The organism is Streptomyces sp. SID5643, assembly GCF_009872555.1.
GTDB classification, from domain to species: domain Bacteria; phylum Actinomycetota; class Actinomycetes; order Streptomycetales; family Streptomycetaceae; genus Streptomyces; species Streptomyces iakyrus.
Map to the genome: position 1 here is coordinate 1 of NZ_WWIC01000001.1, position 15,019 is coordinate 15,019.

The following is a 15,019-nucleotide window of genomic DNA, read 5'->3' on the forward strand; positions in this document are numbered from 1 at the left end:
CCCGCCGGGAACAGACCCGGCCCGGACGCGTGAAAACTCCGCCGTCCGCCGCCGGCCGGCCGGCCGCAGCAGTCCCGCCCGGCGACGAGCGGCCTGCCGCCACCCCCAACACACGCCGGAGTCCCGCCGGGAACAGACCCGGCCCGGAACGCGTGAAAACTCCGCCGTCCGCCATCAGCGGACCGCCGCAGCCCCGTCCGGCAGCGGGCCGCCCGTCCACTCCGCCCGGCGACAGGCCGCCCGTCCGCCCCCTCAGCTCACACCACAGCCCCGTCCCGCCCCGCACGTGCGCAGGCTGCACCACCTGCGGCGGCCGCTCTCGTCGAGGAACAACCAGCCGCAGTCGGGGGCGGGGCAGGTGCGGACGGTGAAGCGGCGGGGGTCGGCGAGGAGTTCACCCGCCGTGCGGGCCACCGCGTGCAGAGGCAGACGCAGCCCGGCGGACGGGGACGGCTGCCAGCGGCCCAGGCCGTCCTCGCCCCGGGTGAAGACCGAAAGACCCGCGGCCTCCTGCACCACCGCGGCGACCGCCTTGAACGCCCGGCCGTCCTGCGGGTCGGTCAGGCAGGCGTAGAGGTCCGTGCGGAAACGCCGGGCCTCGTCGAGGGCGGCGGCGGCCTCGTCCGGCCGGAGCAGGGCCCGTTCCCGCAGCCGGGCGGTCTGCCGGTGCCCGATCAGGTCCAGGTGTCCGGCCCACACGGCGAGCGTGGCGTAGCCGGGCAGCCACTCCGACCCGGGCAGCCGGTCCCCGCCCCACCCGGCGTAGGTGTTGCAGAACTCCAGCGCGGGGTGCCCGCTCGTGCTCCACGGGAGCCACTGGTCGTCGACCCGTACCGCGTAGACGGGCCCGGGCGGCCGGTCCAGCCGGGGGTCGCCGTTCAGCATCCGCTCGTGCAAGGTGCGCAGTTCACGGCTCGGGCCGATGCCGAGGTCGGTCGCGAGGACGGCGCGGGTACGGTCGTAGAGCCGGAGCGCTTCGGCCCGGCGGCCGGTGCGGTGCAGGGCGGTCATCTGCGCGGCGACCAGGCGCTCACGGGCCGGATGCTCCGGGAGCAGCAGCGTCAGGTCCGCGACGACCCTCTCGGGCAGCCCCGTGGCGAGCTGGGCCTCCGCCCGTCGTTCCACCGCCGACAGCCGCAGTTCGCCCAGCCTGCCGTCGAGCCGCGAACGCAGCCGGTCGTCGGCGACATCCGCGAGCAGAGGGCCGCGCCAGAGCGCGAGGGCACGGTCGTAGTGGCCGATCCGCTCCATCGGGTCACGGGCGTCGGCCGCGTGCCCCACGAGCTCGGTGAACTCCTGCGCGTCGATCCGGTGCGGGCCCCGCTCCACGGCGTAGCCGTCGTGCCGGGTCTCGACGGACACCCCGTACGGCCGGAGTGCGGCGCGGAGCCGGCCGACGTAGGTGTGGACGGTGGCGCGGGCCGAGGCGGGCGGGGCGTCGTCCCAGAGGAGGTCGATGAGGCGGCCGGTCGGGACGGGGTGGCCGGCGTGCAGCAGCAGGACCGCGAGCAGGCACCGCTCCTGACGGCGGCTGCCGAGCAGCACCGGCCGCCCCTCGTGACGGGCGGCGAACGGACCGAGCAGCTGGAAATCCATGACTGTCCGGCAGGGTAACCGCGCGGCGGGGCCGGGGCCGGCAGTGGTGAGGCTTTGGTCAGGAGCAGGGGTCAGACTTCGGCGCACCGTCCTTTCGCCCCTCCGGACAGGGAGAACCATGCGTCGAACCGCCCTCGCCCCTTTGGCACTCGTGGCCGCGCTCCTCGGCACGCAGCCCGCGTCCGCCGCGCCCGGGCCCGGCTGGGAGCCCGCGCCCTCCGCACCGTGGGACGTCGCCGCAGGTGTGCGGTGCGACTTCCCCGTCCACGGCGAGCCCGTCGTCGACGAGGTGGTGCGGCGGGTGCTGAGCACCTACCCCGACGGCTCCGCGCGGCGGGTCGCCTACCAGGGCGATCTGGTCATCCGCGTCACGAACACCGGGACCGGCGCCACCCACGACGCCGACGCGAGCGGTTCGGCCGTCGTCGAGTACCGGCGCGACGGATCACAGCGCTGGGCCGTGCACGGCCCGGTGTTCGTCGGTGTCGGGGAGGGCGGTGGCACCCTGCCGCGCGGCCTGTACATCGTCGACGGCGTCTACACGATGGACATCGGCCCCACCGGTTACAAGTCCGTGCACCTCGTCCACGGGAACACGGACGACCTGTGCGCCCGCATCGGCTGACGTGCATGCGGGGCGCGGCGGGCGTGACACATCCCTCATCGAACTGCCGCGCACGGCACTGGCCCCGCGGCCGCGCCCCGCCCGATCGTGGGCACCATGAACGATCACGGTGACGAGCCCGACGACATCCGCCGCTTCTGGGGGCGGCTCGGGCTCCCCGGCCTCGTCGACGTGCACACGCACTTCATGCCCGAGCGGGTCCTGAACAAGGTCTGGGAGTACTTCGACGCGCTCGGGCCGCTCACCGGCGGACTGGAGTGGCCCATCACCTACCGGGAGGAAGAGGCCGAACGGACGCGGATCCTCCGGGGGTTCGGCGTGCGGGCCTTCACCGCGATGCTCTACCCGCACAAGCCCGGCATGGCCCGCTGGCTGAACGGCTGGGCGGCCGGCTTCGCGCGCCGCACCCCGGACTGTCTGCACACCGCGACCCTGTTCCCCGAGCCGGGCGTCGAAGCCTACGTCCGGGAGGCCGTCGCGGCGGGCGCGCGGGTCTTCAAGGCGCATGTGCAGGTGGGGGCCTACGACCCGGCCGACGAGCTGCTCCGCCCGGCGTGGGGCGTGCTGGCCGAGGCCGGGGTCCCCGTGGTGATCCACTGCGGTTCCGGCCCCGCGCCCGGCAAGCACACCGGCCCCGGGCCGATCGCACGGGTGCTGGCGGAGCACCCCCGGCTCCGGCTGATCGTCGCCCACATGGGGATGCCCGAGTACGAGGAGTTCCTCGGCCTCGCCGAGCGGTACGGGGAGGTGCGGCTGGACACGACGATGGCGTTCACCGGCTTCGCCGAGCGGCTCGCGCCGTTCCCGCGCCGGGCCCTGCCCCGGCTGGCGGACGCCGGCGACCGCATTCTGCTCGGCTCCGACTTCCCCAACATTCCCTACCCGTACGCGGACCAGCTCCACGCCCTGGAGCGGCTGGGCCTCGGGGACGCGTGGCTGAGGGCCGTGTGCCACGACAACGCGGCGGAGCTCTTCGGCCTCTGACCGCGCCGGCCGGCCAGGAAGCGACCGACCTCGCGGCACCTTCCAAGAAGCCGGGCTGACCCCCCGGCCGGGGTGGGGACACCCCCCCGGGGCCGGGTCCACCGAACGGTGGACGGCAGGTTCCACCGACTGCCTCTGTCCCGCAACCGCCCTGTTCAGCAACGCTTTTGGGCATGAATCCACTGACTGTGCGCGTGGCGCGCTGGAGTGCGCGACATCCTTGGCGGGCGATCGTCGGCTGGCTGGTGTTCGTGGTGCTGTGCCTGGGGGCGGGCAGTGCCGTCGGCATCAACAGCGCGAAGACGGCGGACTACCGGGTCGGTGAGGCCGGCCGGGCCGAGACCCTCGCGGCCGAGGCCCAGCTGGAGCGCCGGCCCGCCGAACAGGTGCTGATCTCCTCCCGCTCGGGCGGTGCCCTGGACCAGGGCACCGCCCGGGCCGCCGCGAAGGACCTGACCGACCGGATGCGGCGGCTGCCCGAAGTGGCGGGCGTGGCCGACCCGTTGCTGTCCGGCGACCGGCGGACCCTGATGGTCGAGGTGACGCTGAAGGGCGAGGAGCGCGACGCCAAGGACAAGGTCGACGTACTGCTGGCGCAGACGGCGGCGGTGCAGGAGAGCCACCCCGGGCTGTTGCTGGAGGAGACCGGAAGTCCTTCCGTCAGCAAGGGGGTCGACCGGCAGCGCAGTGACGACCTGGCGCTGTCCGAGGCGATCACCCTGCCCGTCACCCTGCTCACCCTGCTGGTCGTGTTCGGGTCGGTGACCATGGCCGGGGTGCCGTTGCTGCTGGCGCTGTCGTCGATCGCGGCGGCGGTCGGCCTCTCGATGGTCGTCTCGCACGTGTCGCCCGACGCCGGGGTCGGTACGAACGTCATCCTGATGATCGGCCTCGCGGTCGGCGTCGACTACACGCTCTTCTACCTCAAGCGCGAGCGGGAGGAACGGGCCCGCTCCGGCGGGCGGCTGTCCTCCGAGGCCCTGGTGGAGCTGGCCGCGGCGACCTCGGGGCGGGCGGTCGTGGTCTCCGGGTTCGCGGTGGTCGCCTCCACGGCGACGCTGTACCTGGCCTCCGACGTGATCTTCTCGTCCCTCGCGACCGGCACCATCGTGGTCGTCCTGGTGGCGGTGGCCAGTTCGCTGACGGCCCTGCCCGCGCTGCTGGTGAAGCTGGGGCGGCGGGCGGAGCGCCGGGCGCTGCGGAGGGCGGAGCGCGGGAAGCCCGCCCGCAGGGTGCGGGGCGGGGGTGGCGGCGGCCGGATGTGGAACGCGCTGCTGCGCCCCGCGGCCCGGCACCCCCTGGCCACCCTGTGCGTGTCGGTGCTGGCGCTGCTGGCCCTGGCCCTCCCGCTGTCCGGGCTGAAGATCACCGAGATGAGCCGGGACACGCACTCCCGCGAGATCCCCGCGATGCGGGTGTACGACCGGCTGAACGAGGCGTTCCCCGAGCAGCGGGTGACCCACCAGGTCGTCGTGCGGGCCGACGCCTCGCGGTCGGCGGAGGTGACCGCCGCCCTGCGGCAGGTGGCCCGGCGGGCGGCGGCCGACCCGCTGTTCACCGGGGCGTCACGGATCCGGACCTCGGCAGACGACCGCACCGGCACCCTCGAACTGAAGGTGCCCCACCTCGGCAACTCCGAGGAGGCGTACGACTCCCTCGACCGGCTCCGGGACGACTTCCTGCCGGCCACCGTCGGCCGGATCAGCGGCGCCGAGTACGGCGTGAGCGGTGACGTCGCCCGCTACGCCGACTATCCCGCCCACCAGAACAGCCGACTGCCGCTGGTGATGGGGGCGTTGCTGCTGGTGACGTTCGCGATGACCGTGTACGCCTTCCGCTCGGTGGTCCTCGGGGTGCTCGGCGTCGCCCTGAACCTGCTGTCCGCGGCGGCGGCGCTCGGACTGCTCGTGCTGGTCTTCCAGGGGACCTGGGCGGAGGGCCTGCTGGGCTTCGAGTCCACCGGCTCGATCGGGTCGCGCGTGCCGCTGTTCCTCTTCGTGATCCTCTTCGGACTGTCGATGGACTACCAGGTGTTCGTGGTGAGCCGGATCCGGGAGGCGGCGCTCGCCGGGGTGCCCACGCGGCAGGCGGTGCTGGACGGCATCCGGTCCTCGGCGAGCGTGGTGACCAGCGCCGCGGTGGTGATGACGACCGTGTTCGCCGGCTTCGTCTTCCTGCACATCATCGAGATGAAGCAGATCGGCTTCGTCCTGGCGGCGGCCGTGCTCATCGACGCGTTCGTGGTGCGCGTCATGGTCCTGCCGGCGGCGATGCTGCTGCTCGGCGAGTCGAGCTGGTGGCCCTCGCGGGCGGTGCGCCGGGCACTCGCCGGCCCGGAGAAAAGCCCCTCCTCCCGTCCGGCGGTCGACGTACGTTGATCGGTATGACCGCTCTCGCCGGGGCCGCCTCCGACACGTTCTGGACCACCACGCTGCGCCGCTGGAACGCGGTGTGCTGGCTGTTGTTCGCCGTGATGGCCGTCGGCCTGGTCGCCATCGACCGTCCCGGCGGGAGCAAGTACGCGGCGCTGGCCCTGCTGGGTGCGGTGGTGGTGTCCTACGCGGTCCTGTACCGCTTCCCCGCCCACCCCGTCGTCCGGCCGGAGGTGTATCTGTCGGTGCTGGTGGTGGCGCTCGGCGGACTGGCGTACCTGCGCGGCAACTACGCGGCCCTGTTCATGGTGACGCTGCCGCACTACTGGATGTTCGGGCGGACACCGAGGGTCTCGATGGTGTTCCTGGGGCTCGCCACGGCCGCGACCCTGGCCGGAAGCGTGCTGCGGGACGACGGCTGGACGGTGGAGTTCTTCACCGAGACGCTCGTGTCGACGCTGCTCGTCGTCGCCGTGGGGGCGCTGATCGGGCTGTGGGCGCACTCCGTGGTCGCGCAGAGCGCCGAACGGGCCCGGCTCCTGGCGGAACTGGAGGCGGCCCAGGCCGAGTTGACCGAGGCGCACCAGCGCCAGGGTGCGGCGGACGAGCGGGAGCGGATGGCCCGGGACATCCACGACACCCTCGCGCAGGGCTTCGCCTCGATCATCGTGCTCGCCGAGGCGGCCCGGGCGGGGCTCGGCTCCGAAGCGGGCCGCAGCGCCCAGCAGTTGCGGTCGATCGAGTCCACCGCCCGGGAGAACCTCGCCGAGGCGCGGGAGCTGGTCGGCTCGGGCCGGCGGCCGGACCAGACCGCGTCGGGTTCGGTGACGGAGACCCTCCGCCGCACCCTGGACCGTTTCGCCGAGGACACCGGTCTCACCGTCGACGCCGAACTGGAGGACCTGGAGTGCGACCAGCAGACCCGGATCGCGCTGCTGCGCTGCACCCAGGAATCGCTGGCCAACGTCCGCAAGCACGCCCGGGCCTCCACGGTCGGCGTGGTCCTGGCCCGGCAGCCGTACGGGGTGGAGCTCGAGATCACCGACGACGGGGCGGGGTTCCTGGTGGAGGCGTCGTCGGGCTTCGGTCTGGACGGCATGCGCAAGCGACTGGCGGAACTGGGCGGGAGGCTGACGGTGACGAGTTCGGTGGGGGACGGGACCCGGGTCCTGGCGCTGATACCGCTGGGGGCCGCGGCGTGACGGACCGACCGCTGCGCATCGTCGTCGTCGACGACCACACCGTCATGCGCGCCGGAGTGGTGGCCCTCCTCGCCGCCGGGACCGGCATCGAGATCGTCGGCGAGGCGGGCGACGGCCGCGCCGCCCTCGACCTCGTCGCACGCCACGCACCCGATGTCGCCCTGGTCGACCTGCGGATGCCCGTCCTGGACGGCGTGGCCACGACGAGCGAGATCGTGGCGCGCTTCCCCCGCACCCGGGTGCTGATCCTGACCACCTACGACACGGACGCGGAGATCGAGCGCGCGGTGGAGGCCGGGGCGATCGGCTACCTCCTGAAGGACACCACCCGTGAGCAGCTGGCCGACGCGATCCACGCGGCGGCCCGCGGGGAGACCGTGCTGGCACCCCGGGTCGCCGAGCGCCTGGTCGCCCGGATGCGCCAGCCCGCCCCGGTCCCCCTCACGGCCCGCGAGGCGGACGTCCTGAACGCGGTCGCGGACGGCCTCACCAACGCCGAGATCGGCCGGCGCCTCGTCATCGCCGAGGCCACGGTGAAGACGCACCTGCTCCGCCTGTTCGCCAAGCTCGACGTGAACGACCGGACGAGGGCGGTGGTGGTGGCGATGGAACGGGGGCTGCTGCACCGGCCGTAGGGCGTTCAGGAGCCGATGTCCACCACGCGGGCCCACGCCGGGGGTGTGTCCGGGACGTACTCGGGGTCGGACTCGTCGTAGGCGTGGCTCCGGTACGGGCGCGGGAACAGGCCGATCACCGTGCGGCAGGGGGGCCGGGTGCCCGGCCAGGGGGTCTGGCCGTCGGTGAGGGCGACGATGACGTCGGGGGCCGGGCGGGTGCGCAGGGCTCGGGTGAAACCGGCCCGCAGGTCCGTGCCGCCACCGCCCGTCAGCGGGATGCCCTCGGTGCTGCACAGGCGGCGGGCGAGACCGGCGGAGGCGTCGCAGGGCACGACGGTGACCAGGTCACGGCGGCCGCCCACGGCCCGGGCGATCGCGGCCACTTCCAGCAGGGCGCTGCCCAGTTCGGCGTCGCTGACCGAGCCGGAGGTGTCGATGACGACGGCGACGCGGGGCGGGCGGCGGCGCAGGCTCGGCAGGATCGTGCCGGGCAGGGCGGTGGAGCGGCGGGCGGGGCGGCCGTAGGTGTAGTCCTCACCCACCCCGGGGGCGGACGCCGCCGAGCGGACCGCCGCACCCAGCAGCTGCCGCCACGGCTGGGGCGGGTGGAAGGCCTCCTCGGCCCAGCGCCGCCAGCCCTGCGGGGTGCTGCCGGGGCGGCCGTTGATGCCCTGGGCGACCCGGAAGCGGACCGCGTCCCGCTCCTGCTCGCTCAGGCCGTGCGCGCCGTCCGGGCCCAGTTCCCACTCCCGGTCCAGACCGTCGGCGCCGCTGCCGCAGTCGAGCCACGCCAGGTCCTGTGAGCGCGGACCCAGGGTGAACTGCCGCAGATACTCCTCCATCAACTCGTTCTCCGACAGGCCGAGATGGCCCGGTTCGACGACTCCCTCCGGGCGGGCCAGGCCGTCGCCGTAGACGTCGTCGTTGATCTCGAAGTCCGCGGCGATGTTCATCCGCAGCCGCTCCCCCGGGCCGTGCAGGCCCCGCTCGCGGGCGACCCGGTCGCTGCGGGCGTGGTGGTCGCGCAGCAGGTGCGACACCTCGTGCACCCACACCCCGGCCAGTTCTTCGACCGGCGTGCGGTCCACGTACGCCGGCGACACGTAGCACCGCCAGTAGCGGTCGACACCCATCGTCGGCACCCGCCGCGACTCGACGACGTGCAGGGCGAAGAGGGCCGTGGCGAGGTAGGGGCGGACGCGGGCGGCGTGCAGGCGGGCCGTGAAGAGCTTGTCCCGGTCGAGGACCCTGGGGGCGGCCCCGTGCGCACCGGGCGCCGTCGGCCCAGGGGCCGCCCCGTGCGCGCCGGTCACCGTCGGCCCGGGGTCCGCCTCAGGCCTACCGGTGGCCGCCGCCCCGAGAGCCGCCTCAGGCCCACCAGTGGCCACCGCCCCGAGAGCCGCCTCAGGCCCACCAGTGGCCGCCGCCCCGAAGACCGCCTCAGGCACACCCGTCGCCATCCGCCCAAGGGCCACCCCAGGCGCGCCGGTCACCGTCGACCCGGGGTCCGCATCAGGCCCACCAGTGGCCGCCGCCCCGAAGACCGCCTCAGGCACACCCGTCGCCATCGGCCCAAGGGCCACCCCGTGCGCGCCGGTCACCGCCGGCTCGTCCCGGCCGCGGTCTCGTCCGCGGTCTCGGCTGCCCGCCGTCACCGGCCCGCCTTCGCCGCGGCAGCGGCCGCGACGGCGGCCGTGGTCCGGTCCGCCCGCCGGGACAAGGAGACCACTCCGGCCAGCCGCTCGATGGACGCCGGAACGTCCCAGTCGTCGCGGCGCAGGGCCGCGAGCGTGGTGGCGGGGACGACCACCACGTCCGGGGGGCCGGTCTCCAGGGCCTTCACCAGGAGCGCCCAGGCCGCGTCCCAGCGCAGTCGCTCCGGGCGGTTGCGCACGGCGGCCACGACGCCGTCCAGCGTGGCCTGCCGCAGGTCGCCGCGCTCCGGCAGCACCGCGCCGGCCGGGTCGGCCAGCAACGTCTCGGGGTCCGGGAGGTCCATCCGGTCCAGGCTCGCCAGCAGTTCGAGGCCGGGCCCGTCCCCGACGGTGCCCCGGACCAGCAGGGAGAGGACGTCACGGGAGGAGCCGGCCGCGGTCGCGAAGGCGATCAGGTGCAGCGTCATCTCCCAGCTGCGCGGAGACGGCCACGGCCCGCCCCGGCGGCTCTCCCCTCCGGGCAGCCGGTGGGCGAGGCCGGGGCGGGCGGTGAGCAGCCCGCACACGGCCCGGCGGGCGAAGTCCACGGCCTCCGGGAGGTTGTCCGGGTCGAGCCGGGGCAGCGTCGCCCGGGGCCAGGTCCCGCCGAGGCCGCGGACGACGACGTCGGTGTCGTGCGTCCACTGCAGGTGGACGAAGCGGTTGGCGAGGGGAGGGCTCAGCTCCCAGCCGTCCGCGGCCGAGGAGCGCGGGTTGGCGGCGGCCACGATCCGCACACCCGGCGGCAGACGCAGCGCGCCGATCCGCCGTTCCAGCACGAGCCGGAGCAGGGCGGCCTGAACGGCGGGCGGCGCGGTGGAGAGTTCGTCGAGGAAGAGCAGTCCCCGCCCGGCCCGCACCAGGCGCACGGCCCAGTCCGGCGGGGCCATCGGCACGCCCTGCTCGGCGGGGTCGTCGCCGACGACCGGCAGCCCCGAGAAGTCGGACGGCTCGTGCACGCTCGCGATCACCGTGGTCAGGGGCAGGTCCAGGGCGGTGGCGAGCTGGGTCAGGGCCGCGGTCTTGCCGATGCCCGGTTCGCCCCACAGCAGCACGGGCAGGTCGGCGGCGACGGCCAGGGTGAGGGCCTCCAGCTGGGTGTCGGGGCGGGGTTCGGTGGTGGTGTCCCGCAGCAGGGCGAGCAGGTCACCGGCCACGTCGAGCTGGGCGGCGGTGTCGGACGGGAACGAGGTGTGAGAGCGCATGGGTGATCACCTGTGTGCCGGTGGTGAGCCGTCTCGGTGGGATGAAGGGCGGGGCCGGGGGCAGGGCGTTCGCCCCGGCCGGGTGGGGCCGGGTCACATGTGGCGTGGGTGCGGGCCGTCGTCGCGGGAGCGGCGGCGGTCCCAGGCGCGCCGGCTGCCGGGCGAGGGACCATCGAGGCCCGCGCGGTACAGCCCGTGGGCGATGCGCCGTCGTGCGGCCGTCTCCAGCGCGTCCCGCAGCGGGCCGTCGCGCAGCACCGCCTCGGGGCCGAGCAGGCTCTCGACCGCGGCGAGCGCACCGGCGATGTCGCCGTGGTGGAGGCGTTCGCGGACGCCGGGGAGGCAGTCGGGACGACGGTGTGCCTCGTCGACGGCCCGCAGACAGGGCAGCGGCGGACCGCCGAAGGCGGCGAGCAGTTCCTCCCGCCGGATCTCGTCCGGGTCGTGGTCGAGGGCGGCCAGTGCGCCGTCGACCAGGCCGATGCGGTGCCGGGCGCCCCGGCACTCCACCACCCGCGGATCCCCGGCCCGTCGCGGCAGGGCGGGGCTGCCGGTCCGCCCGGCCCCCAGCGCCGAAGCGACCAGCGGATGCAGCCGCCCGGCGTCGATCGCCCCGGCCCGCAGCAGCTCCAGGTCGGGCAGCACCCAGGTCGCCGCGTCGGGCAGTACGGGGAGCGAGGCGTCGGGGGCGCGTGCGTACGACATCGCCGTCCGCTCACCGTCGCCGGACACCTCCAGGACGACCCGGTGGCGCGCCCCGAGGCGCACGGAGACCTTGCCACCGGACCGTCGTTCGGCCCGCAGCAGGAGCTCCGCCTCGGCCGCCCACCGGTCGACCGCGCACCGCTGTCCGAGCGTCGGCGGCCCGGCCGGGTCGGGGTCCTCACCGCCCTCGCCGGACCGCGCCCGCAGCTCACCGGCCCGGCGCGCGTCCCACAGGTGGCGGTGCAGGTCGAGCCGGAAACGCCGGCTGGGGCGCGGGTGCGGATGATGCCGGTGGGCTTCCCGCGCGCGGGAGGCGTCCCACAGGGCGAGGCTGATCCGCTGACCGGCGTCCGCCCAGGCCGGCGGCGTCCGCACCACGAGGTGCAGTGCTCCGGGTCCGGGGGTGCCGTAGCGGGCCAGGGTGATGGTCAGGCCCGGCCGCAGCAGCCCGTCGGGGGCGATCCTCGGCATGTGCCAGCGCAGCAGGTCGGGGGCGAGGTGCCGGAGGTCGGCGCGGAGCCCGGCGGCGAACTCCCGTCCGTGGCGCCGGGCCAGGAGCCGGGGCTGGAGGTCGACGTCGATGTTCGCGGCGGCGCAGGCGCCCGCCCAGTCACCGGCACGGCGGCGCGCGGTCGCAGTCTCGATCATGGAGGGCGGCACGGCGAACTCGCGCACGCGCGGCCAGAAGGAAAGCGGGGAGTCCCCGTTCGCGAGGTCGGTGAGCATCAGCACTCACCTTGCGCGGACGGGTCCCCCAATCTGTTCACAGAGTGAGTCGTCATCGCGACGGATGCTAACGGCCCCGACTCCCGCGCGCGACAGGTTATTTCGGGCCCCCTGCGGCGGCTTTGCCATCTCTTTGCAACCCGTCCCGGCGCCGCCTCGTCTCTCCGCACGATCTGTCACCCAGCCCGACCGTCGGGCGGACCGACGAAGGAGTGCGATTCCATGCGCCGAACCCTCCTCAGTGCCCTGGCCCTCGCGGGCACCGCCGTACTGATGGGCACCGGGCCCGCATTCGCGGACGGGACCTCGACCTCGACCCCGAGCCCGGTCCCGGCGTCCGCCGCGCCCACCACCCAGCCGGAGAAGAGCGCCGAACCGACCCCGGCGCCGGCCACTGACGAACCGACCCGGGCGGCCGAACCGACCCCGGCGCCGGCCACCGACGAACCCACCCGGGCGCCCGCCGAGGGGCAGGTCTCCCGCGTGCCGAGCGGCGCGCCGGACACCGGTGTGGCCGCGTCCACGGCCTCCGGGAGCGACGGCACGGCTCTCGGCGCGGGCGCCGCCGCGGTGCTCGCCCTGGGCGGCGGCACGGTCTTCGTCGTACGCCGCCGCCGGGCGACGGGGGCATGAGCTCGTTCTCCAGGCGCGCGGTCACGGCCGGGGCCCTGGCGTCCCTGCTGACGGCGTGCGCGGGCCAGGGCAGCCCGCCGCGGCCGGGGACCACCGCTTCGCCGGTCCCGGCCAGGAGGGCACGGCCCCTGGCCCGTTCGGTCCCGGTGCGGCTGCTGATCCCGTCGATCGGCGTCGACACCCCGGTCCTCCGGCTGGGCCTGGCGGCCGACGGCACGGTGCAGGTGCCGCCGGTCACGGCCCACGACCGGGCGGGCTGGTACCGGCACTCGCCGACGCCCGGCCAGACCGGCCCGTCGGTGCTCCTCGGCCATGTCACCGTCGGCCCGTACGGCGACGGTGTCTTCCGGCACCTCGCCCGGCTGCGCCGGGGTGAGCGGATCACGGCGCGCCTGGAGAACGGCACGGCGGCGCAGTTCGCCGTCACGGCGGTGCGGACCGTCCCCAAAACCGACTTCCCGGCGGACGACGTCTACGGGAACGTGAACCGCCCGGAGCTGCGGCTGATCACGTGCGGCGGAGCGCGGACCGGCGACGGATACGCGGACAACGTGATCGTGTTCGCGGCGCTGAGCGGCACGAAGTCCCCCACCCCTGGAGAGCGTTGAAACGGTCCCGCGAGAAGGCAGCGTCCGAGCTGTTCGCCGCCCTCTACCCGCGCCTCGCCGGCTGGTGCCGCCGGCTCGTCGACGACGACGGAACGGCCCACGAGATCGCCTCGGAGGCGTTCACCCGGCTCTGGGCGCGCTGGACGTCCGTGGAGGAGCCGCGCGGCTTCCTCTACGTCACCGCGGCCAACCTGGTCCGGGACCACTGGCGCAAGCTGGAGCGCGAGCGCCGGGCGATGCACCGCGTCACCTCGGAGGCCGCGGTGCGCCCCCACCCCGAACAGGCGGACCCGTCGGTGCGGCTGCTCGTGCAGTCCCTGCCGGAACGACTGCGCGTCCCGATCCTCCTCCACTACTACGCTGACATGCCGATCCGGGAGGTGTCCGCACTGACCGGGCGCAAGGAAGGAACCGTCAAGGCCGACCTGCACGCGGCCCGGGAACTGCTCCGCGTCCACCTGAGGAGAAGCCTTGACCACACGCCTTGACGACGACGGACCGGAGCCCGGCCCGGACGACCCGCTCGCCGTGATCCTGCGCCCCTCCTCCCCCGACCACCTGGGCGCGCCCCCCGGCCAGTTCGAGACGATCCGCCGCCGGGCGACCCGCCGCCGCCTGCTGCGCACCGCGGCCGGGGCGGGCCTGGCGTGCGTCGCGGCCGTCCTCATCAGCATCCCCCTGCGCCACACGGCGCCCGAACGCCCCACGACCCCGACGGTCCCGATGGCCCCGCCCGCCACGCGGACGGCGCCGCCCACCCCTTCGGCGTCACCCACCCCGGTTCCGTCCCCGTCCGAGTCGTCGCGCCCGTCGTCCCCGGGCACGCGCCGCCCGGCCACCGACGACCCCCGTGCGGCGGACCCCGGCACGCACGACAGGGAGGTGACCGGCCCGGCGGAAGCGTCCCGCGCCCCGTCGGCCACCCCCACCTCGGCACGCCCCGTTCCGTCGTACGAGCGGACGGCAACCGCCCAAGTCCGGGAGGGGGCGGCAGGGTGAGCCGTTGGCCTGGCCGCGGCGGCCCGCGCACATGCCCGTGCGGAGGCCGCCCGCTGGGACGTGTGGCAGCCGGGGCCGGTGCGCACCGGCTGCGCCGACCTCGTCCTCAACGTCTTCGCACCCCGCAACGGCCCCGAGTTCGCCCGCGTCCTCGGCCCGGACGGCGTTCCTGGACGCCGCTTTCCGGCTCGATCGCACCGAGCCGCTGGAGTACGCGATGAGGCTCACGGCCGAGGACATCGCCCGCCTGGTGGACATGGGACCGGCCGCGCGTCACCTCACTGCCGAGGAACTGCGGAAGCACAGCGGGCGGTTGGGGACGCCGGTGCCGGTCACGGCCTCCTTCGCCGTGTCGGTGCACCGGCCGCGGCGACCCGGTCACTGGTCCCGGCCGGCGACGTGCTCCTGTTGTGCCGTCGTGAGCGTGTGGACCATGAGGGCGGCGGCACCGGCCGCGGCGATGATCACCAGGTCGGCGGCGAGCAGGGGCAGGACGTCGCTGTAGGCGCGGGCGATGACCTCGTCCGTGTCGTCCGAGTAGATGATCCCCGCGCCGCCGGCCAGCCCGGCCAGCCACAGGCCCCACCACCAGTTCACGACGGCGGGCAGCCGCCGCTCGGGGAAGACCGAGCGGTGGACGTCCGCGACGATGCCCCGGGGTATCCACAGGTTCACCACGGGCACGATCCAGCCCAGCCAGAGCCAGGGGTAGCCGTAGCGCGGGTCCGTGCCCGAGAGGGCCTTGGCGTTGTCCCTCATGCGGTCCAGCCAGAGCAGGAACACGATCACGCAGACGGCCGTGACGGCGCTGCCCACGGAGGCGACCAGGTGGTATGAGTCCTCCAGGCCGTTCAGGGGCCGGTGCACGCCGCCTCCCTGGTCGGGCGGGCCGGACGCCGGCTGTCCGGCCGTGGCGAGCCGGATGTGCCAGAGCGCCCGGGCCGCCCAGGCGGTCCCGGCGAGGGCGAGAGCCGCGACGGCGCAGCGGGCCGCTCCCCGGACGGGGCGCAGGGAGAGGGCAGGGGCGTCCGGGGCGGACTTCTGTTCGATCAC

The 15,019-nt window shown here is 75.1% G+C and carries 14 protein-coding genes; 9 read left to right on the top strand and 5 right to left on the bottom strand.

What is annotated here, in order from left to right; translation table 11 throughout:
• Positions 1–252: 252 nt before the first annotated feature.
• Entirely contained in the window at positions 253–1,596 is a 1,344-nt protein-coding gene (locus tag GTY56_RS00005; RefSeq protein WP_161361202.1) for a BTAD domain-containing putative transcriptional regulator, read from the bottom strand.
• Between the two features lie 118 nt (positions 1,597–1,714).
• Between GTY56_RS00005 and GTY56_RS00010 the strand changes: the two genes are divergently transcribed.
• From GTY56_RS00010 to GTY56_RS00030, 5 genes are all read left to right on the top strand, one after another.
• Complete coding sequence (locus tag GTY56_RS00010; RefSeq protein WP_161361204.1) at positions 1,715–2,221, top strand: hypothetical protein; 507 nt, start codon at positions 1,715–1,717, stop codon at positions 2,219–2,221.
• A 96-nt stretch (positions 2,222–2,317) separates the two neighbouring features.
• Complete coding sequence (locus GTY56_RS00015; RefSeq protein ID WP_161361206.1) at positions 2,318–3,205, top strand: amidohydrolase family protein; 888 nt, start codon at positions 2,318–2,320, stop codon at positions 3,203–3,205.
• 173 nt (positions 3,206–3,378) lie between these two features.
• Positions 3,379–5,583 (top strand): MMPL family transporter, encoded by a 2,205-nt coding sequence (locus GTY56_RS00020; protein WP_161361208.1) that lies wholly within the window; start codon positions 3,379–3,381, stop codon positions 5,581–5,583.
• Between the two features lie 5 nt (positions 5,584–5,588).
• Positions 5,589–6,779: a sensor histidine kinase gene (locus GTY56_RS00025; protein ID WP_202509546.1), complete on the top strand. Its 1,191-nt coding sequence runs from the start codon at positions 5,589–5,591 to the stop codon at positions 6,777–6,779.
• The gene (locus GTY56_RS00030; RefSeq protein WP_161361212.1) at positions 6,776–7,414 is read left to right on the top strand and encodes a response regulator; all 639 of its coding nucleotides are present in this window, start codon (positions 6,776–6,778) and stop codon (positions 7,412–7,414) included. The genes GTY56_RS00025 and GTY56_RS00030 overlap by 4 nt, the downstream gene beginning before the upstream one ends.
• Positions 7,415–7,419: 5 nt before the next feature.
• On the opposite strand, the gene GTY56_RS00035 is transcribed toward GTY56_RS00030, so the two are convergent.
• The 3 genes from GTY56_RS00035 to GTY56_RS00045 all read right to left on the bottom strand — a co-directional run bounded on the left by GTY56_RS00035 (position 7,420) and on the right by GTY56_RS00045 (position 11,726).
• Entirely contained in the window at positions 7,420–8,964 is a 1,545-nt protein-coding gene (locus GTY56_RS00035) for a vWA domain-containing protein (protein ID WP_524540060.1), read from the bottom strand.
• An 83-nt stretch (positions 8,965–9,047) separates the two neighbouring features.
• The gene (locus tag GTY56_RS00040; RefSeq protein ID WP_161361216.1) at positions 9,048–10,295 is read right to left on the bottom strand and encodes an AAA family ATPase; all 1,248 of its coding nucleotides are present in this window, start codon (positions 10,293–10,295) and stop codon (positions 9,048–9,050) included.
• A 93-nt stretch (positions 10,296–10,388) separates the two neighbouring features.
• A complete protein-coding gene (locus GTY56_RS00045; protein WP_161361218.1) occupies positions 10,389–11,726 on the bottom strand; it encodes a hypothetical protein in 1,338 nt (445 codons plus the stop codon).
• Positions 11,727–11,948: 222 nt separating this feature from the next.
• Here GTY56_RS00045 and GTY56_RS00050 point away from each other — a divergent pair, with 222 nt between their 5' ends.
• From GTY56_RS00050 to GTY56_RS00065, 4 genes are read left to right on the top strand one after another with little or no spacing between them, the layout of a single operon-like run.
• Positions 11,949–12,359 carry a Tat pathway signal sequence domain protein gene (locus GTY56_RS00050; RefSeq protein WP_161361220.1) on the top strand — a complete coding sequence of 137 codons (411 nt, stop codon included), beginning with the start codon at positions 11,949–11,951 and terminating at the stop codon, positions 12,357–12,359.
• Positions 12,356–12,967 carry a class F sortase gene (locus tag GTY56_RS00055; RefSeq protein WP_161361222.1) on the top strand — a complete coding sequence of 204 codons (612 nt, stop codon included), beginning with the start codon at positions 12,356–12,358 and terminating at the stop codon, positions 12,965–12,967. The genes GTY56_RS00050 and GTY56_RS00055 overlap by 4 nt, the downstream gene beginning before the upstream one ends.
• Positions 12,964–13,455 (top strand): RNA polymerase sigma factor, encoded by a 492-nt coding sequence (locus tag GTY56_RS00060; protein ID WP_031113208.1) that lies wholly within the window; start codon positions 12,964–12,966, stop codon positions 13,453–13,455. Before GTY56_RS00055 ends, GTY56_RS00060 begins: the two co-directional genes overlap by 4 nt.
• Positions 13,439–13,966 carry a hypothetical protein gene (locus GTY56_RS00065; RefSeq protein WP_161361224.1) on the top strand — a complete coding sequence of 176 codons (528 nt, stop codon included), beginning with the start codon at positions 13,439–13,441 and terminating at the stop codon, positions 13,964–13,966. The genes GTY56_RS00060 and GTY56_RS00065 overlap by 17 nt, the downstream gene beginning before the upstream one ends.
• A gap of 378 nt (positions 13,967–14,344) precedes the next feature.
• Here the strand turns inward: GTY56_RS00065 and GTY56_RS00070 are convergent, their stop codons facing one another.
• Complete coding sequence (locus tag GTY56_RS00070) at positions 14,345–15,019, bottom strand: DUF4328 domain-containing protein (RefSeq protein WP_346345385.1); 675 nt, start codon at positions 15,017–15,019, stop codon at positions 14,345–14,347.